Genomic DNA, 18404 nt, shown 5'->3' with positions numbered 1-18404 from the left:
ATTTGTATACTTGTGTCGTTATTAGCGAAGTACTTACCCAGGAAATCTTTCCTCCAGTAGCACCCAAATAACTTTTTTACTTCAATATTTCAGATTAGACACGTTTAACTTATTCAACACTTAATGTTCGAGATTTCAGATCTAAAAGCTAAAAAGCTTCCTGAGTTGCAAGAAATTGCAAAAGGTCTTAATGTTCCCAAGTTTAAGTCCTTAAAAAAATTGGATTTGGTTTATCAAATCCTCGATGTACAGGCATCGAACCCCAAAGCGGTGGCAGAAAGTCCGGCCGCTCCAGAAAAAAAACCTGCTGCTCCAAAACCTAGAAGGGCCAGAACCCCGCGTTCAACAGATTCTGAACGCAACAATGTCCCAAAAGAAGCTACAGAAAATGTAAAGGAATCCAATTCCGAGGAAAAAAAGGAAGATCCCAAAGTGCAGCCTCAAAAAAAGGAGCACAAGCAAGGTAATACTACCCAAAAAGGGCAGAACAATAATCGAAGAAATAACCAACATCAAAAAAGCGGTTCACACGATAAAAAGAACAGCAACTTTGATAAAGACCTAAAAAACAGGTACAAAGAGCCAGAATTTGAGTTTGACAGTATCATAGAGAGCGAAGGTGTTCTAGATATCATGCAGGATGGGTATGGGTTCTTGCGCTCTTCGGATTACAACTATCTTTCTTCCCCTGATGATATTTATGTTTCCCAGTCTCAAATTCGTCTGTTTGGACTAAAGTCAGGAGACACCATCTTAGGGAACATAAGACCCCCCAAAGAAGGTGAAAAATATTTCCCTTTGATCAAGGTGAACAAAATTAACGGTATGGACCCCCAAGTGGTCCGCGACCGAGTGTCTTTTGAACACTTGACCCCATTGTTCCCCAAAGAAAAATTTAAATTGGCCGAGAAACAAAGTACCATTTCCACACGGATCATGGATTTGTTCTCACCCATTGGCAAAGGGCAACGTGGTATGATCGTATCGCAGCCCAAGACCGGTAAGACCATGCTGTTGAAGGATATTGCCAATGCCATTGCCGCCAACCATCCTGAGGTATATCAAATCATTTTACTGATTGATGAGCGTCCTGAAGAAGTCACCGACATGCAACGTAACGTACGTGGCGAGGTGGTTGCTTCTACTTTTGACAAAGAAGCCTCTGAACACGTTCGTGTAGCCAATATTGTACTCGACAAAGCCAAGCGATTGGTAGAATGCGGTCATGATGTAGTGATTCTTTTGGACTCCATCACACGTTTGGCCCGTGCTTATAATACGGTACAACCTGCATCCGGAAAGGTATTGAGTGGTGGTGTGGATGCCAACGCCCTACATAAGCCTAAACGCTTTTTTGGAGCTGCCCGTAACATTGAAAATGGTGGTTCGCTTTCCATCATTGCCACAGCATTGACCGAGACTGGTTCCAAAATGGACGAAGTAATCTTTGAAGAATTTAAGGGTACTGGTAATATGGAACTTCAGTTGGATAGACGAATTTCCAACCGTAGAATCTTCCCTGCCATTGACCTTATTTCTTCTTCTACCAGAAGGGATGATTTATTGTTGGATGAAAACACCATTCAACGGATGTGGATCATGCGCAAGTATTTAGCAGATATGAATCCTGTGGAGGCCATGGAATTCATGGAACAACGCATTAAGCAAACCCGAAACAATGAAGAGTTCTTGCTCACAATGAATGAATAGTGTTTTTTTATTCAAGCATCTGTATAACAACAATTTAAAAACCCTTTGGAGAATTCCACAGGGTTTTTTCTTTACCTATTCTAAAGAAAAAGCATATCTTTAAATCGTTTCCTCAAAACAGAACTTTAACACTTTGAAACTATGAAAAATACCAAAAAAGTAGCAGCTATTGGTCTAGGTGCTTTTTTACTGATGCTCGGGGCATGCCAACAGGGTCCAAAGAAGGAAGAGCCCTCCGAATCCAACACTACCGGGCAAACCCAAGAAAAAGTTGACCCACCCCGGGGAATAATTTCCTTGGAAGAATCAAAATCCCTGTATGATAACTACACCAAAAACAGGGCGGAGATGATTCAACAATTTGAAACAGAACGAAATCCAGACGAAAAGTTCGAAGTCGCCCGTTTCACAGCATTCAGCTATGATGAAATTAAACAGTATATGGCCTTTATTGAGCAAGAGGCGCAAAACGCACAGGTAGATATCTCATCACTTCGGTTCTACTTTGCCAATTATCCTGACAAGCAAGACTTCCCTGATGGAAAAAAGATTGTTCATCCCAGACAAAATTCCATTTTCATTGTTCCAGCCATGAAGGCTGACGGCGGTGAATATGGGTTCTACATAGGGGCCGACGGCAAGGCTAAACTCATAAAAAATGCCGTAGGACAGGCAGAGGTTGGCAATGTTCAAGACAATAAACAAAAATCGCAAGCTGGTTTTGTGCCTAGTCTCAGTAGTGCTGCAAGTGCCAATGGAGACCAGAGCCTTACCTTAAATAGGGGGAATTCATCTCCTCCACCATGGGATGACTATTAATTGTATTGGGCATGGTCCAAGAAATCTATTTGTTTTTAAAGGAGCAATACTATCTTCCTTTATACCTAGTGACATGGATTGTTTCAGTATTTACCTACCGAAAGTATTTTGATACTGCACTAAAATATTTCCCCATGTTCATTGCCTACACCTTCTTTACGGAGTTGCTTGGCTATTTCATTAAGTATCATGAAGATTTTCAATTCTTCTCCGATGAGCGATATTCTTGGCGCAATATCATCATTTACAACATTTACCAAGTTGTTACTTTTCTATTTTTTTGCAGGATATATCTCAAAACCATCCAATCCAAATTGTATAAAAAATGGATACGTTATGGTGTTATTGCGATGCTTTTGGGCTATATAATAAATATCATCTTTAAAAATCCGTTCTACGAAGGTCTATATTATGCAGATATTTTTGGGTCTTGGGTTTTGTTGATGTGCATTATCTTTTACTTTAAGGAAAAAAAACAAGAGAAAAATCCATATCCCCAAAAACAAAATTTATTGTTTTGGATAAGTTTGGGCAGTTTTATCTTTTATCTGCTGGTACCTTACATATTGTTAATTGGTAACACCAGCGCAAACTTATGGTTCTATCTACACCTAAGAACCGTACTACTCCTGCTCATTCTGGTTATGTACAGCTGTTTTATCATTGGCTTTTTAGTTGGAAAAAGAAAAGCCTTCCGTTAAATACAATCTAAAAAGTTTGGTCATAAAAAAAGCTCCCAATTCGGGAGCTTTTATATATTTCCATCAAGCAAATATTACATTCCTGCAACTCTGCTCATCAATTTGCTTTTCAAATTGGAAGCCTTATTGGTGTGGATGATATTCTTCTTTGCCAATTTATCGATCATTCCAACAACAGTAGGCAACAAAGCCTCTGCAGCCTTCTTGTCTTCCTCGTTACGCAATTTTTTGATGGCATTACGCACAGTTTTGTGCTGATACCTGTTGCGCAAGCGTACTGCTTCGTTTCTTCTGATTCTCTTTAATGCTGACTTATGGTTTGCCATTGCCTTTATTTATACTTTCTAAATCCTTTTTTTGTAGCCCGTAGGGGAATCGAACCCCTGTTACCAGGATGAAAACCTGGCGTCCTAACCCCTAGACGAACGGGCCTAATTAATTTGAAAACCTGATTAAAAATCAAAGTTTTCCAATATTCCATTGAACTTTGTAGCCCGTAGGGGAATCGAACCCCTGTTACCAGGATGAAAACCTGGCGTCCTAACCCCTAGACGAACGGGCCATAAGGTTGCACAATTGCGGATGCAAAAATACAACTATTTTTAAGTCTTGCAACAGTAATTATTATTTTTTGCACCTACTTAATAGGCCTTGGCAAACAATACCCTTTGGGCTGATGGTTTTCCTGTTACCATACAGACCCCTTCTTCCTTATCAACATTCAACGGAATACAGCGAATGGTAGCCTTGGTGTCTTCCTTTATACGTTCTTCGGTTTCGGCCGTACCATCCCAATGTGCGGTAACAAAACCACCCTTTTCCTCAATTACACGTTTAAACTCTTCGTAGGTATCCACTGGGGTGATGTGCTCCTTTCTATACGTCAGCGCCTTATTATAAATGTTCTCTTGGATTTCTTCCATGAGCGACACCACCTTTTCCACGACATCGTCCGCCTTTACGGATTCCTTTTGTAAAGTATCTCTTCGAGCCACTTCATAGGTTCCATTTTCAAGGTCACGTTGCCCAACGACCAAACGTACGGGAACCCCTTTCAGTTCATATTCATTGAACTTGAATCCCGGTTTATGGGTATCTCTCTTATCATATTTTACTGAAAGCCCTTTGGAACGAAGCTCTTTTACCAAGGGTTCCACTCTTTCAGAAATAGCATCCAATTGGTCCAATCCTTTATAAATGGGCACGATCACCACCTGAATGGGCGCCAATTTAGGCGGAAGCACCAAACCATTGTCATCACTATGGGTCATCACCAATGCTCCCATAAGTCGGGTTGAGACTCCCCAAGAAGTAGCCCAAACATATTCTTGTTTTCCTTCCTTATTGGCGAATTTCACATCAAATGCCTTGGCAAAGTTCTGTCCTAAAAAGTGTGAGGTTCCCGCTTGGAGTGCTTTTCCATCCTGCATCAATGCCTCAATACAATACGTTTCCTCTGCCCCTGCAAAACGTTCACTGGCAGTCTTGGTGCCTTTCATCACTGGAACACCCATGTGTTCCTCGACAAATTCGGCATACACGTTCATCATTTGTTCCGCTTCAGCCACAGCCTCTTCCCTTGTGGCATGTGCCGTATGTCCTTCTTGCCATAAAAACTCGGCCGTACGCAAAAAGAGGCGTGTACGCATTTCCCATCGCACCACATTGGCCCATTGGTTCACCATGATGGGCAAATCGCGATAGGACTGCACCCATCTTCTATAGGTATCCCAAATAATGGTTTCTGAAGTAGGACGTACAATAAGTTCTTCTTCCAACTTGGCATCCTCATCCACTATGATCCCACTACCGTCCTCCGCATTCTTCAACCGATAGTGTGTTACCACCGCACATTCCTTGGCAAAACCTTCAACGTGACTTGCTTCCTTGCTCAGATAGGATTTTGGAATAAACAAGGGAAAATAAGCATTCTCATGACCTGTTTCCTTGAACATTTTATCCAATTGGGCCTGCATCTTTTCCCAAATAGCGTAGCCATAGGGTTTTATGACCATACATCCCCTAACTCCCGAATTCTCAGCCAAATCCGATTTTACGACAAGTTCATTATACCATTTGGAATAATCTTCTGCTCTACTCGTTAAATTTTTACCCATCTACTATAGTTTGGCACAAAACTTGTGATTTTATTAGCAAAATAATTCGGTAAAACTAGTTATTTTTAATATGTTCAACAATAAAAATTGCGCAATGATAAAGTTTATACCCCACAGAAAATTTCAAGCTTTCGCCTTTCTCCTCATGGCAGCTTTCCTAGCAGCTTCTTGTGGATCATATCAGCAAGCTTCGTATTATGAAGATGGTATCTATTCCAACGGTGATCGCGTTGTTCGTGTAGAAAAAAAGTCTGCGGAAGCCGTACGCATTGAAGAACAAGAAAACAATTTATACGGCGATTATTTTGGACAAAAAGCGGATGAATATGCCGAGATTTTGGATGACGAAATCTTTACCGACATTGACAGCTATTCCAGTCAAATGCAAAACGACACCATTCCATTAGGTGAACAAACCGATTATTTTGCTTACAACAATACTTATACCGGCAATCCTGGTTGGGGTGATAATCCCACTAGCCTTACCATCAATGTATATGACAATTGGGGATGGGGCGGCTATTACGGATGGAACGATCCTTTTTGGAACTTTGGTTGGAACTACCCTTACTATGGTTGGGGATGGGGTTGGAACAGACCATGGAGATTTAACCGTTGGGGCTGGGGCGCATACTACGGCTGGGGTGGCTACCCTTACTATGGCGGTTGGGGATACGCAGGCTACTACGGTTGGGGCGGCTATTATAACTACGGCTGGAGACCCTATTACAACAATAGATATTACGGAAGAAATTATGCGTACAACCGAACCCGAAGAGGATATAACAGCGTAATTCCCGGCACAACATTAAGAGGACGCTCAAATCTTGCATCAAGGTCAAGCGGTTATACATCCCGATACAGAACAGATAGTGGACGTTCCAACTTGAGCAGCAGAACTGCAACAGCAGGAAGAAGTTCCAGAACTTATAGTGGACTAAGTTCAAGAAGAACCGTTAGTGCAGATGCCTCTGCTCGGAACAGGGACTATAGAACCAGCAGAAGCACAAGAACCACTCCTCGATATAACAATAGTGGTAGTTCAAGAACATACCGTTCCTATGGCACCACACCTTCCACAAGAAGTAGTGGCACTTACAGAAGAAGCGGAACAGTGAACAGAAGCTCATCTTCTCCCAGTTATCGCAGTTCGGGCAGAAGTACAAGAAGTTATCAATCTTCACGGAGTACGGCTCCAAGCCGAAGCAATTATAGTAGGTCTTCTTCGGGATCAAGCTCACGAAGCAGTAGCTACAGAAGCAGTGGCTCTAGCTCTAGAAGTAGCGGAAGCTATAGAAGTTCCGGAAGCAGCTCCAGAAGTTCTGGCGGCAGATCAGGAGGTTCTTCACGCTCATCGGGAAGAAGTAACGGAAGACATTAAATCCCAGAAATCCATCTCAACTCATTAAAAAAATTGAAAATGAAACAAATTTCAACTTTCATAATGGTATTGGCATGCACTTTTGCAACCGCACAGACCATAGACGACGTTTTACGATACAGTACAGAAAATATTCAGGGAACGGCAAGATTTCAGGCCATGGGTGGCGCATTTGGAGCGCTTGGCGGTGATTTATCAGCCTTAAATGTTAACCCTGCAGGTTCTGCAGTATTCAATTTCAGTGAAATTAGCATCACGGGGTCCAATTATCACCGAAACAATGATGCGTTCTTTGGAAACAGCGTAAGCAATACCACCGACAATTCCTTGGAATTTAACCAAGTGGGAGGTGTTTTGGTATTTAAATCCACAGAAAGTCCTTGGAAAAAAGTTGCCTTGGCATTCAACTACGATATGGTACAAAATTTTGACAATAGCTTTTTTGCAGGAGGAAACACATCTGTAGGTATAGACAATTATTTTTTGAACTTTGCCCAAGGCCAGCCACTTGGCCCTCTCCGCGTACAGCAGGGGGAGTTCATTGAAGAAGCCTATCTGGATATTGGCTCCAGCCTTGGATATGGCGCCCAACAGGCTTTCCTAGGATTCCAAGCAGGCCTTATTGAACCTACGGTAGATGATGATGACAACACTTCTTACTTTTCAAATGCCGAATACAGCAGCGTAAACCAAGAATACCTTCAGACCACTTCCGGATACAACAGCAAGTTCACGGTAAATTTTGCCGGCCAATATCAGGAAAATCTTTACGTAGGTGCTTCATTGAATTTTCACAATGTACTGTATGACAGAGTTACTTTAATGGATGAGAATGGATATAACCAAGACTCCCCTATTCAATTCACCACTTTTGATAATTTATTGCATACCGAAGGCTATGGGTTTTCATTTAGCCTTGGAGCTATTGCCAAATTAAATGAAAGTGTGCGCGTTGGAGGTAGCTATCAGTCCCCTACGTGGTACGAGTTGACGGACGACACTTCACAGCGCATCAACTCCACTTTGGCGGTATCGGATATCGATTTCATTGATTTTAACATTGTTAACCTGTACGAAGATTATCGCATAAAAACTCCCGGCAAACTTACTGGTAGTGTTGCCGTAATCTTTGGCCAAGATGGTTTGTTGAGTTTTGACTACGGATACCAAGACATGTCACAAGCAGAGCTTAGACCCACATCTGATCCTAATTTTGCATCGGAAAATGATTTTATAAATGAAACACTTGGCGTTGTGAACACCTATCGATTGGGTGGGGAATTCCGAATAGACCAAGTTAGTTTAAGGGCGGGGTATAGATACGAGGACAGTCCTTATGAAAATGACGACATTGTGGGCGAACTAACTGGATTCTCTGGCGGTATCGGCTATAGTTTTGGAGGAAGCAGATTGGATTTGGCCGTTAGCCGAACCGAACAGGATGTAAACACCTTCCTTTTTGATTCCGGTATTAATAGTTCCGCTATGATCAATAGGATAAATACCAATATTTCCTTGGGATATAGTTTTAAATTCTAATTTGGGAATATTTGAAGAATGCAAGGTCGGAGCAATCCGGCCTTTTTTTGTTTTAACGTACTAAGGAAAAGTGCCTGCGTACCGAACGGGCCACCATAACCCCGCTGTCATCTCGATCATAATCCAGTCTAAACCAGTAGTCGGAAGAAGGCAAATCCCTTCCGTTAAAGGTTCCATCCCATCCTAGATTGGGATCCAACTGCTTCAATAACTTACCATAACGATCAAAGATAAATACGGTTGGGTTGGACAATTGATCAATACCATAAACATTCCAACTGTCGTGCACCCCGTCCCCGTTGGGCGTAAAGAATTTGGGATAACCCACTACCAAAAATGGAACAGGGTCTGAAGTTCCGCAGCCATTCTTGTCATTTATGACCACTGAGTTTAATCCGGGAGGGACATCCAAGAAAATAGGATCATCCTGAAACTCCCCACCATTGATGGCATATTCATAATTGCCATCGCCATCGGGAATAAACTCCACATTGTACGGGTCGGTTTGATCACTGTTCACCAAATCATCCAATATGGTCACTGTTAGGCTTGGAATTCCGTAATATGTGATAAGGATATCATCAGTAATCGGATTTCCAAAAGTATGTTCAATCGTTACTCTATATCGTCCTGAATTAGGACTGGTGACTGTATACTCTACCTCATTAGGACCACTAGCTAGAACCGTTTCGTAAGTTCCGTCATCATCGGCATCCAATTCCCAGGTTACATTGGTAATATTAGGTCCAACCGGTGAGTTTTGCGCACTTAGCACAATATCAGGATCCCCTTCACAGGCCACAATATCCAAACCCAAAAACTCATCCCTAAGGGTACAGTCCAAGGCCGTATTCTGATCATCCTCAACCGATGTGCCTGTAAATGTCAGGATGAACGACTCTGGGTCATCATCAAAATTGGTGTTGTAATTGTTGATGTACAAGTAGTAGATTTCCCCTGCGGTAACATCCAACCATTCATCATACGTGTTCTGGCTCTGCTTTACAAAAGGAGCTCCTTCCCTACCATCCACAGGATTTACTCCAATTCCTGTAAATCCGGTATCGTTGGTTTCGTAATTGCAACGAATGGGCTGGGCGGTCCCATCTCCCACTATGGTACAAAAGTTTTGACCTGTGGTTTGATCAAAGGGACCATAAACTGCAAAATCCCATTCCGCGGTAAGAACTCCACCCGGATTGGGAAGCGCTTCAATATCAAATCCAATCTGCCCATCTGTTCCAGCACGAAAAACATACCATCCTGTATTGTGCTCTATATTTGCCGAACTATTGCTCCCCTTTTCCAAGCAACCCGTTTGGGTAATCACTTCGGGGTCAAAATCGTCAATATCACCACTGCCATCAGTAGTTCCCATAATAGGGGCATCTGCACATACAGGAATTGCCGTTCTACAATCTGGGGAGTTTTGAGCGCATACTGCTATGGAGAATAGAAAAAAGCAACATATTGCGCTAAATAGAGCTCTCATAGAATTTTTTGGGGCTAAAGGTTATTCTATATATAACCTCTATAACTCCATATGGCACCCTTTTAGTATTTATTCATCGAAAAAATATGCTGTTAATCGATGAAATGCGTTTTCAAGTCAGCGCTTCAAGGAAAAATGACTTTGGAGATATTTGGCATTTACCCTATTGCCATTCGCATCAACATACGATAATTTAAACCAATAATCTGTGGAAGGAAGTGGCTTTCCATTTAGATTTCCATCCCAGCCAGCATCCAATTCAGTCATTTGCTTTATCATTTTACCATAACGGTCAAAGATAGTGACCACTGGAGAATTCAATTCTGAAAGTCCTTCTATTTGCCATCTTTCATTGAGCACATCCCCATTGGGTGAAAAACTGGCCAAATAGCCCACAACCACAATATTTTCCCTGACCTCTCCACAGCCATGGATGTCCCGCATGGTAACCTCATGACTTCCCGGAAGCACATCTTCAAAAGTATTACTGGACTGAAAATCCCCATCATCCAATCGGTATTCCAATTCGGTATTGCTCTCAGTGATGATTCTCACCGTATTTCTCGGTTTAAAATCGTCAATTTCAACATCGGTTATCACTGGTAATTCCGAAATGTTCACAGTAATGGTTCTTGTTGCCTCGCAAGACGAACCACTGGAGGCATGGGTCACAGTAACGGTATATTCCCCTTCTTCGGAAACCATAATACTTGGACTTTGCTCACCCGTACTCCATTGATAGGTGTAATTAGGATTGGGCATGGTTTCCCCAATGAAAATGGCACCGGTTCCTTCACAAATTACCATTTGTTCCGAAAAGGTCAGCTCAGGAACCTCAATGGCATCCAATAGAAAACTCTCAGATGCATCATAACAATTTGGATTGGCCAATGAAGTGGTCCGCACATAAATGGTCTCTTGCCCCGGGCTTTTTTCATATTCCTTAGGCAATGGGCTTATTCCTGTATCTGCATCGGACTGCGAACTATGGTAGCTCACTATAAATTCATTAGGATTTTGGTTTCCCAAAGCCTCTATGTCTTTTGTTGATAAATCAAAAGTGGTATTTGGTGTATGGCAATAAACTGCATCTGCCAGGGTTCCAGTGACGGGGCTGGCATTGAATCCCACTTGTACATCGCTTATGATAGTGCCCGTACCAGTAGCGACCACAACACGATATTGTGCAGAATCTGGCGCGGTATAGGTTGAAGCATTGGCTCCTGAAATCAATTGAAATCCGCTGCCTGTATCACTATACCACTCATATCCTACCGCTCCAGAAGTCGTAGCGTCCAAAACTACGGTATCACCTTCACATGCGGCAATTGGAGGCCCCAAAAGGTTGTTGATTATGGAACAGTCAAGTGCATCATTGGGGTTGGTTAACCAAATATCACCTGTAAACTGTATGGAAAACCCGGAATTTACATTGCTAAAATTATTGATAAAGAGGTAATAATCCTGTCCCGGCTCTACCTGAAGCCAATCTTCATAATGAACGGATTCCCCATCACCTGTAGGATCTTCCCCTACGCCAATAAACCTTTTGGAATCACTGTTATCAAAAAAATTGCAACGAATAGGCTCACCCAACGTATTGCAATCACTAGCCTGGTACAGTGCAAAATCCCAGTCTTCGGAACTATTGTGTCCAATATTGAATCCCAGTTGTCCTGATGCCCCAGTGCGAAATCGATACCATGCAGAGTTGGATTCTATGGTGCCGGAAGTGGTCTGTTCCAAACAACCACTGGAAGCAGCTCCGTAGAAATCATCAACACCAAAACCATTGGTTCCCCCATTAATAGGCGTGTTGTTACAAATGGGAACAACAGTGGCACAATCTGGTGATACTTGGGTATAACCAAACTGCCAAACAAGGGTACATAATAAAGCTTTTAAAACCGATTTCACCATAAAAGACTGTAGGTTTGGGCATTATAAAAGTAGAAAGTCCCCTTCCTTAACAATAATTTATGTTGTCAAACCCCCGCTATCAGATGTTAAATAGTCCATTAATGTATATCTTTGCTTTCTTGAAGAAACAGCAATGAAAATAGAGCAGGCATTGGAAGAACAGTATGAAGACAGGGGCAACGATCATGTTGGCTCTTCAACCGAAACCCCTATGAGGGATGATGCTTTTGTATTGAGCGATGAAGAAAAAATTGAACGGATACAGAAAAGTGTACGTGAAATTATGTTGACGCTCGGCCTTGATTTGGATGATGACAGCCTGGCCGGAACACCTAAAAGAGTGGCCAAGATGTACGTAAAGGAAGTTTTTGGCGGACTGCATCCCAAGAGAAAACCCGAATCCTCCACATTCAAGAACAAATACAAGTATGGTGAAATGTTGGTAGAGAAGAACATTGTTCTTTACTCTACATGTGAGCATCACTTGTTGCCCATAGTGGGACGGGCGCATATTGCCTATATTTCCAACGGTACTGTGGTTGGGCTTTCCAAAATGAACCGTATTGTTGACTATTACGCCAAGCGCCCTCAAGTACAGGAACGCTTGAACATCCAAATTGTAAAGGAAATGCAACAGGTGCTAGGCACCGAAGATGTAGCTTGCGTTATTGATGCAAAGCATCTTTGCGTAAATTCAAGGGGAATCCGTGATATTGAAAGCAGCACGGTAACTTCTGAATACGGCGGAAAATTTAAAGATGAAGCTGTAAGACGGGAATTTTTGGATTACATCAACCTGGATACCGACTTTTAATCCTACTTTTTTAAATGCAACTTTATAAAGACCAAAATCTAAAAGTACACAATTCACTTTCTGGAAAAAAAGAGGTTTTTCAACCTATAAACGAAGGCCATGTGGGCATGTATGTCTGCGGCCCCACGGTGTATAGCAATGTACATTTGGGCAACTGTCGCACCTTTATGTCCTTCGATATGATTTTCAGGTACTTCAAACATTTGGGGTATAAGGTTCGCTATGTACGGAATATTACCGATGCCGGACATTTGGAAAACGATGCCGATGATGGAGAGGACAAAATTGCCAAAAAGGCCAAGTTGGAGCAGATTGAACCCATGGAAGTGGTACAACGCTACACCGTGGATTTCCATAACACCCTGCAACAATTCAACCTATTGCCCCCAAGCATAGAGCCTACGGCAACAGGGCACATTATTGAGCAGATAGAGATTATCAAGGATATTCTGGAAAAAGGATTTGCTTATGAGGTCAATGGTAGCGTGTATTTTGATGTGGTCAAGTTCAACAAAGATCATGAATACGGAAAACTGAGCGGAAGGAAGTTGGAGGATATGATCGCCAACACCCGTGAGCTCACTGCCCAGGATGAAAAACAAAATCCTCAGGATTTTGCACTTTGGAAAAAAGCCGAACCGCAGCACATCATGCGCTGGCCTTCACCATGGGGCGATGGTTTCCCAGGCTGGCATTTGGAGTGTACTGCCATGAGCACCAAATATTTAGGAGAGACCTTTGATATTCACGGAGGGGGGATGGATCTAAAGTTTCCCCATCACGAATGCGAAATTGCACAAGCCGAGGCCAGTACAGGAAAATCCCCAGTAAAATATTGGCTCCATGCCAATATGCTCACCCTCAATGGGAAAAAAATGTCCAAATCCACGGGTAACAATATTTACCCCTCTGAAATCATAAGTGGTAACAACGACATCTTGAGCAAGGCCTATTCCCCTGCCACAGTACGTTTTTTCATGATGCAGGCACACTACACCAGTATCTTGGATCTTAGTGATGATGCACTCCAGGCTTCGGAAAAAGGATACAACCGATTGATGGATGCCCTCAATTGTTTAGATGGATTAAAAACTGGCGCATCCTCTGATTTCAATGTCGAGGCATGGAAGCAAAAATGCTATGATGCCATGAACGATGATTTCAACACGCCCATCCTTATTGCCCATCTTTTTGATGCGGTAAAACACATCAACCTGATCAAGGAAGATAAGGAAACCATCACTGAAGCGGACAAAGCTTTGCTTGCATCTACTATGAACAGTTTTGTTTATGATGTTCTGGGTATCGAGAACCAATCCATGGGTCAAAATGATTCCAACGCTTTGAACGGTGTCATGGAATTGCTGATTGAACTTCGTAATGAAGCAAGGGCCAACAAGGATTTTGCCACTTCGGACAAAATCAGGGACGAATTGACCGCTTTGGGCATTCAGCTAAAGGACGGAAAGGACGGCACAACGTTCAGCATCAATTAATAGGATCAACCCATAAACTTGGACTGGTATTCTCCGGGAGATGCCTTGATTTTTCGCTTGAACAACCGATTGAAGTAGGAACGATTTTCAAAACCACATTCCAGATAAATTTCCTTTATCTTTTTGTTGGGGTCCTGCAACAGCTTTACGGCCATTTTAATCCGTTCACTGTTGATGTATTCGATGGGTGTTACCCCCAATTCCTCTTTAAAGGTCTTATGAAAATGGGATTCGCTCATGCAGGCTTTTTTACTCAGTTCACCCACCGATAGGTTTTCATGCAAATGAGTGGAGATATAGTCTATGGTATAGGCCAATCGGTTATGGCCGGCCAATTTTGAAGCATTCTCCCCAATGGTCTTTTTTCTACTTCCCTGCAGAATCCGCATAATCAACTCCTGCAACATATTGTCCACAAAGAAATCCTTGGAGGGGTGGTTTTCGGTAAAGAGGTATAGCAACCTTTGGATAATGCCATAGATACTGGCATCATTGGTAAAATGGAAATTGTAGTCCACAAAGGCCCATTCAGACCCATCATGTTTGGGCATGGTCTCGTTCATGAGTCCAATGACCCTGCGTATCTTCTCATCGGATATGGCCATGGCCAAACAACGGGTAGGGTTATCCTGATCGGCCTCTGGAAAATCTATGCACATCATTTCATTGGAAGGTAAAATCAGGGATTCTCCAGGTAAAAAATCGAATGCCTTTTTATCGCGAAGATGCATCACCTTCTTTCCAATAAGCATGGAAGCCAGTACGGGCTGGTCAAATTGAAGCAATACCCGTTCCGCCTGCAGATGCGTTTCAAAAACATGCATGGCGGCATTGTTCAAGGTGTAGGAGGTTTGGTTTTCCACCAAATGCTCCAGTTTTCGTTCCTTATAAAATCGTTCGGAAAGCTGCATACCAATACCTACTTCGTAAAATTTAAACCTAATACTTATTAAATATAAAAAATTACGACCCAATAATTGTTAAAAATATAACCGCAAACAGGATTGTGCACTAAAATAATAGGATACGTCAGATGACCAGGTATCAAATTCAATACTTTTAGAATCAACACATTGGGACTTAGGCCCTTTCAAAAATTAATTACACAAACACCCAGTATTATGAGCAATGTACAAACTACGGAGCGTAGCGTTTTGGAAAAACCTGCGTTCAAAAATCAGTATGAAAATTATATCGGAGGTAAGTGGACCCCACCTACGAAAGGCGAGTATTTTGAAAACATCTCACCGGTGGATGGTCAAGCGTTCACAAAAATCGCACGATCCACCGCCGAGGATATCGAAAAAGCCATTGATGCCGCTTGGGAAGCCGCACCACAATGGAACAGCTCATCGGCCACCTATCGAAGTAATCTGTTGCTAAAGATTGCCGATGCCATGGAAAAGAATCTTGAGGTATTGGCGCGGGCAGAAACGTGGGACAATGGAAAACCGCTACGGGAAACCCGTGCCGCAGACCTTCCATTGGCCATTGATCATTTCAGATACTTCGCCGGAGTGATCCGCGCCGAGGAAGGTTCGGTCAGCGAATTGGATTCTAATACGGTCTCCATGAACATTTTGGAACCTTTGGGCGTGGTGGGACAGATCATTCCTTGGAATTTCCCACTACTTATGGCTGCATGGAAAGTGGCCCCAGCACTGGCCGCCGGGAACTGCGTGGTACTAAAGCCAGCGGAGCAGACCCCTGTGGGTATTCTAGTGTTCATGGAACTCATCGAGGATATCCTTCCCGCAGGCGTACTCAATATTGTAAACGGTTTTGGGATTGAAGCCGGAAAGCCTTTGGCCTCCAGCCCACGTATCAACAAAGTGGCCTTTACCGGGGAAACCACTACAGGGCAATTGATCATGCAATACGCTTCAAAAAACATCACCCCCGTAACTTTGGAGCTGGGTGGTAAATCCCCCAACGTGTTCTTCGAAAGTATTATGGATGCCGATGATGAATTCTTTGACAAATGTCTGGAAGGCGCCGTGATGTTCGCTTTGAATCAAGGCGAAGTCTGCACCTGTCCATCCCGAATGCTGGTCCAGGAAAGTATTTTTGACCAGTTCATCGAACGGGTGGTAGAGCGAACCAAAGCGGTAAAATTGGGGCATCCCCTAGACCCAGACACCATGATGGGTGCCCAGGCTTCCAACGATCAGTATGAGAAAATCCTCAACTACATCAACATAGGAAAAGAAGAGGGCTGTGAGGTACTTACCGGCGGTGATGCCGCCTACAACGAAGGACTCGAAGGCGGCTACTACATTCAACCCACCATTTTAAAGGGAAATAACAGAATGCGGGTCTTCCAAGAGGAAATATTTGGTCCCGTGGTCTGCGTCACCACCTTTAAAGATGAAGCCGAAGCCTTGGAGATAGCCAATGACACCCTTTATGGATTGGGTGCCGGGGTATGGACCCGTGATATGCACCAAGCCTATAAAATCTCAAGAGAAATACAAGCCGGTAGGGTTTGGGTAAACTGTTACCATGCCTATCCAGCACACGCTCCATTTGGAGGCTATAAAAAATCAGGTATCGGTAGGGAAACCCACAAAATGATGCTCAATCATTACCGACAAACCAAAAACATGCTGATTTCCTACGACAAAAGTGCTTTGGGCTTTTTCTAAAACACAGATGATGACAGAACGGGTTTTGGTTTCAGAAAATGCTATTAAAATTATAGATCAACTGAGGGTGGAGCATGGAGAACTCATGTTTCACCAAAGCGGTGGGTGTTGTGATGGCTCCTCCCCCATGTGCTTCCCAAAAGGAGAATTGATGCTCAATGAGACCGATGTGTGGTTGGGATCCATCCACGGCTGTGATTTTTTCATGAGCAAAGATCAGTTTAACTATTGGCAACACACTCAACTTACGGTTGATGTGACCAAGGGTCGTGGTTCAAGCTTTAGTTTGGAGATTCCCATGGGCATCCGTTTCGTAATCAAATCCCGAATGTTCACGGACCAAGAACGGGAACAATTGTCCCCAGTTCATTTGGGTTCAGAAGAAGTGTAAAAAAGCCCCGACTTAAGTCGGGGCTTTTTTATACCTTGTAGTTTCTTATCCCAAACATGAAGCGAATTCTAATTGCCCCCTTTGTACTGCTGGTACGAGCCTATCAATTGCTCATTTCACCATATCTGCCAGCTACATGTCGTTATTCCCCCACCTGTTCACAATATACGCTTGAGGCACTTAAAAAACACGGCCTATTTAAAGGTGGCTGGCTTTCCTTAAAACGTATAGCTAGCTGTAATCCTTGGGGTGGCAAGGGCTATGACCCTGTCCCATAGAACATTCCAATTGTCAACTATAAGCTCCCAAACCATGTAAACCTTTATCAGGTATTGCAGTTACAAGTATCAAAAAAGTAATAATCCTCTCGCCTGTCCAATCAAAGTAGTTATATTAGTCCAAAAATTAACTCAATGTATTTTCTTGGTTTTAATTGGAATCCTGAAGGAACGTTGTTCAAAATAGGGTTCGTTCAAATAAAATATTATAATCTGCTTTGGATAGCTGCCTTTGTCGCAGGTTGGTTTATCATGAAACGGATTTTCCAGAACGAAAAAAAGTCCATGGAAAAATTGGACTCCCTTTTTATATACACCGTAGTCTCCATTATGCTCGGTGCCCGTCTGGGTCATGTGTTCTTTTATGATTGGTCTTACTACAAAAATCACTTGATTGAAATTCTTTTGCCCATTCGTGAAAGTGCCAATAGCTCTTTGTTTGGATTCATCAATGGATATGAGTTTACCGGCTTCACGGGATTGGCCAGCCATGGAGCCACTATTGCCGCCGTTATTGGAGTATGGCTCTACTGTAGAAAATGGGAAGACATAAAAATGCTTTGGTTATTGGACCGATTGGTAATTCCTTCGGCCATTGGAGCGAGTTTTGTGCGGTTTGGAAATTTTTTCAACTCCGAAATCAACGGGAAAATTGTAGATAAATCCTATTTTTTAGCCACTCGTTTTATTCGAGACTCAGATGATATGCCATCATACAGAGCTATGGCACTGACCCATGAAAAGACAGAAAATGCAGCTTATAAAGCCATTGAACACAATCCTGATTTTGCCAACCTTCTAGAATCCATTCCGTTTAGACACCCCGCACAATTGTATGAAGGCATCTGCTATATTTTTGTGTTCGTGGTACTGTACCAACTATATTGGAAAACGGACAAAAAGGATAAACCTGGTTATCTTTTTGGGCTCTTTATGGTGCTTTTATTTGTGGTTCGGTTTGTTGTGGAATTCTTTAAGAAAAGTCAGGGAGGTTTTGAGGATACTCTTGGCCTTTTGTCCACGGGCCAGTGGTTAAGCATTCCTATGATCATAATTGGACTTTTCTTTATGTACAAACCCCTCCCAGAAAAAGACTGATTC

The 18404-nt window shown here is 42.7% G+C and carries 16 protein-coding genes and 2 tRNA genes; 11 read left to right on the top strand and 7 right to left on the bottom strand.

All coding sequences use genetic code 11. The features are described 5' to 3' along the window. Nucleotides 1-123: 123 nt before the first annotated feature. From rho to EZV76_RS06195, 3 genes are all read left to right on the top strand, one after another. Nucleotides 124-1710 carry a transcription termination factor Rho gene (rho, locus tag EZV76_RS06205; protein WP_136565733.1) on the top strand — a complete coding sequence of 529 codons (1587 nt, stop codon included), beginning with the start codon at nt 124-126 and terminating at the stop codon, nt 1708-1710. A 141-nt stretch (nt 1711-1851) separates the two neighbouring features. Beyond that, entirely contained in the window at nt 1852-2529 is a 678-nt protein-coding gene (locus EZV76_RS06200) for a hypothetical protein (RefSeq protein WP_136565732.1), read from the top strand. Between the two features lie 11 nt (nt 2530-2540). Continuing rightward, nucleotides 2541-3230, top strand: coding sequence for a hypothetical protein (locus tag EZV76_RS06195; RefSeq protein ID WP_136565731.1), 690 nt, complete (start codon nt 2541-2543; stop codon nt 3228-3230). Between the two features lie 74 nt (nt 3231-3304). Here the strand turns inward: EZV76_RS06195 and rpsT are convergent, their stop codons facing one another. The 4 genes from rpsT to proS all read right to left on the bottom strand — a co-directional run bounded on the left by rpsT (nt 3305) and on the right by proS (nt 5347). After that, complete coding sequence (rpsT, locus tag EZV76_RS06190) at nt 3305-3556, bottom strand: 30S ribosomal protein S20 (protein ID WP_129653071.1); 252 nt, start codon at nt 3554-3556, stop codon at nt 3305-3307. 34 nt (nt 3557-3590) lie between these two features. Beyond that, nucleotides 3591-3662: transfer RNA gene (locus tag EZV76_RS06185), tRNA-Glu, on the bottom strand. Nucleotides 3663-3720: 58 nt separating this feature from the next. Next, nucleotides 3721-3792 (bottom strand) — tRNA-Glu (locus tag EZV76_RS06180). Between the two features lie 79 nt (nt 3793-3871). Continuing rightward, nucleotides 3872-5347: a proline--tRNA ligase gene (gene proS / locus EZV76_RS06175; protein ID WP_136565730.1), complete on the bottom strand. Its 1476-nt coding sequence runs from the start codon at nt 5345-5347 to the stop codon at nt 3872-3874. 94 nt (nt 5348-5441) lie between these two features. Here proS and EZV76_RS06170 point away from each other — a divergent pair, with 94 nt between their 5' ends. Both EZV76_RS06170 and EZV76_RS06165 read left to right on the top strand, forming a co-directional pair. After that, nucleotides 5442-6728, top strand: coding sequence for a hypothetical protein (locus tag EZV76_RS06170; protein ID WP_136565729.1), 1287 nt, complete (start codon nt 5442-5444; stop codon nt 6726-6728). Nucleotides 6729-6767: 39 nt separating this feature from the next. Further along, nucleotides 6768-8267: an OmpP1/FadL family transporter gene (locus EZV76_RS06165; RefSeq protein WP_136565728.1), complete on the top strand. Its 1500-nt coding sequence runs from the start codon at nt 6768-6770 to the stop codon at nt 8265-8267. 52 nt (nt 8268-8319) lie between these two features. On the opposite strand, the gene EZV76_RS06160 is transcribed toward EZV76_RS06165, so the two are convergent. Both EZV76_RS06160 and EZV76_RS06155 read right to left on the bottom strand, forming a co-directional pair. Beyond that, nucleotides 8320-9759, bottom strand: coding sequence for a T9SS type B sorting domain-containing protein (locus EZV76_RS06160; RefSeq protein ID WP_136565727.1), 1440 nt, complete (start codon nt 9757-9759; stop codon nt 8320-8322). A 117-nt stretch (nt 9760-9876) separates the two neighbouring features. Beyond that, entirely contained in the window at nt 9877-11679 is a 1803-nt protein-coding gene (locus EZV76_RS06155) for a T9SS type B sorting domain-containing protein (RefSeq protein ID WP_136565726.1), read from the bottom strand. 133 nt (nt 11680-11812) lie between these two features. Here EZV76_RS06155 and folE point away from each other — a divergent pair, with 133 nt between their 5' ends. Next, the gene (gene folE / locus EZV76_RS06150) at nt 11813-12493 is read left to right on the top strand and encodes a GTP cyclohydrolase I FolE (RefSeq protein ID WP_136565725.1); all 681 of its coding nucleotides are present in this window, start codon (nt 11813-11815) and stop codon (nt 12491-12493) included. A gap of 14 nt (nt 12494-12507) precedes the next feature. Beyond that, nucleotides 12508-13989, top strand: a complete 1482-nt coding sequence (cysS, locus tag EZV76_RS06145) for a cysteine--tRNA ligase (protein WP_136565724.1) — start codon at nt 12508-12510, stop codon at nt 13987-13989. 5 nt (nt 13990-13994) lie between these two features. On the opposite strand, the gene EZV76_RS06140 is transcribed toward cysS, so the two are convergent. Then, nucleotides 13995-14900: an AraC family transcriptional regulator gene (locus tag EZV76_RS06140; RefSeq protein ID WP_136565723.1), complete on the bottom strand. Its 906-nt coding sequence runs from the start codon at nt 14898-14900 to the stop codon at nt 13995-13997. Nucleotides 14901-15110: 210 nt separating this feature from the next. Between EZV76_RS06140 and exaC the strand changes: the two genes are divergently transcribed. The 4 genes from exaC (at nt 15111) to lgt (ending at nt 18401) form a co-directional block, all read left to right on the top strand. Then, entirely contained in the window at nt 15111-16634 is a 1524-nt protein-coding gene (gene exaC / locus EZV76_RS06135) for an acetaldehyde dehydrogenase ExaC (RefSeq protein ID WP_136565722.1), read from the top strand. A 10-nt stretch (nt 16635-16644) separates the two neighbouring features. Next, a complete protein-coding gene (locus tag EZV76_RS06130; RefSeq protein ID WP_136565964.1) occupies nt 16645-17025 on the top strand; it encodes a DUF779 domain-containing protein in 381 nt (126 codons plus the stop codon). A 56-nt stretch (nt 17026-17081) separates the two neighbouring features. Then, on the top strand, nt 17082-17303 hold the full coding sequence (gene yidD, locus EZV76_RS06125; RefSeq protein WP_116218370.1) for a membrane protein insertion efficiency factor YidD: 222 nt from the start codon (nt 17082-17084) through the stop codon (nt 17301-17303). A 135-nt stretch (nt 17304-17438) separates the two neighbouring features. Next, a complete protein-coding gene (lgt, locus tag EZV76_RS06120; protein ID WP_136565721.1) occupies nt 17439-18401 on the top strand; it encodes a prolipoprotein diacylglyceryl transferase in 963 nt (320 codons plus the stop codon). Nucleotides 18402-18404: the final 3 nt, after the last annotated feature.

This window comes from Flagellimonas alvinocaridis (assembly GCF_004916895.1).
In the GTDB taxonomy this organism is placed as follows: Bacteria; Bacteroidota; Bacteroidia; order Flavobacteriales; family Flavobacteriaceae; genus Flagellimonas; species Flagellimonas alvinocaridis.
The sequence above is the reverse complement of the archived record's forward strand: the minus strand, read 5'-3'. Positions and strand labels throughout refer to the sequence as shown.

Coding starts and splice junctions, on each gene's coding strand:
- EZV76_RS06130 (WP_136565964.1), top strand. CDS start 16,645: ATGACAGAACGGGTTTTGGTTTCAGAAAATGCTATTAAAATTATAGAT.
- rpsT (WP_129653071.1), bottom strand. CDS start 3,556: ATGGCAAACCATAAGTCAGCATTAAAGAGAATCAGAAGAAACGAAGCA.
- exaC (WP_136565722.1), top strand. CDS start 15,111: ATGAGCAATGTACAAACTACGGAGCGTAGCGTTTTGGAAAAACCTGCG.
- folE (WP_136565725.1), top strand. CDS start 11,813: ATGAAAATAGAGCAGGCATTGGAAGAACAGTATGAAGACAGGGGCAAC.
- cysS (WP_136565724.1), top strand. CDS start 12,508: ATGCAACTTTATAAAGACCAAAATCTAAAAGTACACAATTCACTTTCT.
- proS (WP_136565730.1), bottom strand. CDS start 5,347: ATGGGTAAAAATTTAACGAGTAGAGCAGAAGATTATTCCAAATGGTAT.
- EZV76_RS06165 (WP_136565728.1), top strand. CDS start 6,768: ATGAAACAAATTTCAACTTTCATAATGGTATTGGCATGCACTTTTGCA.
- EZV76_RS06200 (WP_136565732.1), top strand. CDS start 1,852: ATGAAAAATACCAAAAAAGTAGCAGCTATTGGTCTAGGTGCTTTTTTA.
- EZV76_RS06155 (WP_136565726.1), bottom strand. CDS start 11,679: ATGGTGAAATCGGTTTTAAAAGCTTTATTATGTACCCTTGTTTGGCAG.
- rho (WP_136565733.1), top strand. CDS start 124: ATGTTCGAGATTTCAGATCTAAAAGCTAAAAAGCTTCCTGAGTTGCAA.
- EZV76_RS06140 (WP_136565723.1), bottom strand. CDS start 14,900: ATGCAGCTTTCCGAACGATTTTATAAGGAACGAAAACTGGAGCATTTG.
- EZV76_RS06170 (WP_136565729.1), top strand. CDS start 5,442: ATGATAAAGTTTATACCCCACAGAAAATTTCAAGCTTTCGCCTTTCTC.
- lgt (WP_136565721.1), top strand. CDS start 17,439: ATGTATTTTCTTGGTTTTAATTGGAATCCTGAAGGAACGTTGTTCAAA.
- yidD (WP_116218370.1), top strand. CDS start 17,082: ATGAAGCGAATTCTAATTGCCCCCTTTGTACTGCTGGTACGAGCCTAT.
- EZV76_RS06160 (WP_136565727.1), bottom strand. CDS start 9,759: ATGAGAGCTCTATTTAGCGCAATATGTTGCTTTTTTCTATTCTCCATA.
- EZV76_RS06195 (WP_136565731.1), top strand. CDS start 2,541: ATGGTCCAAGAAATCTATTTGTTTTTAAAGGAGCAATACTATCTTCCT.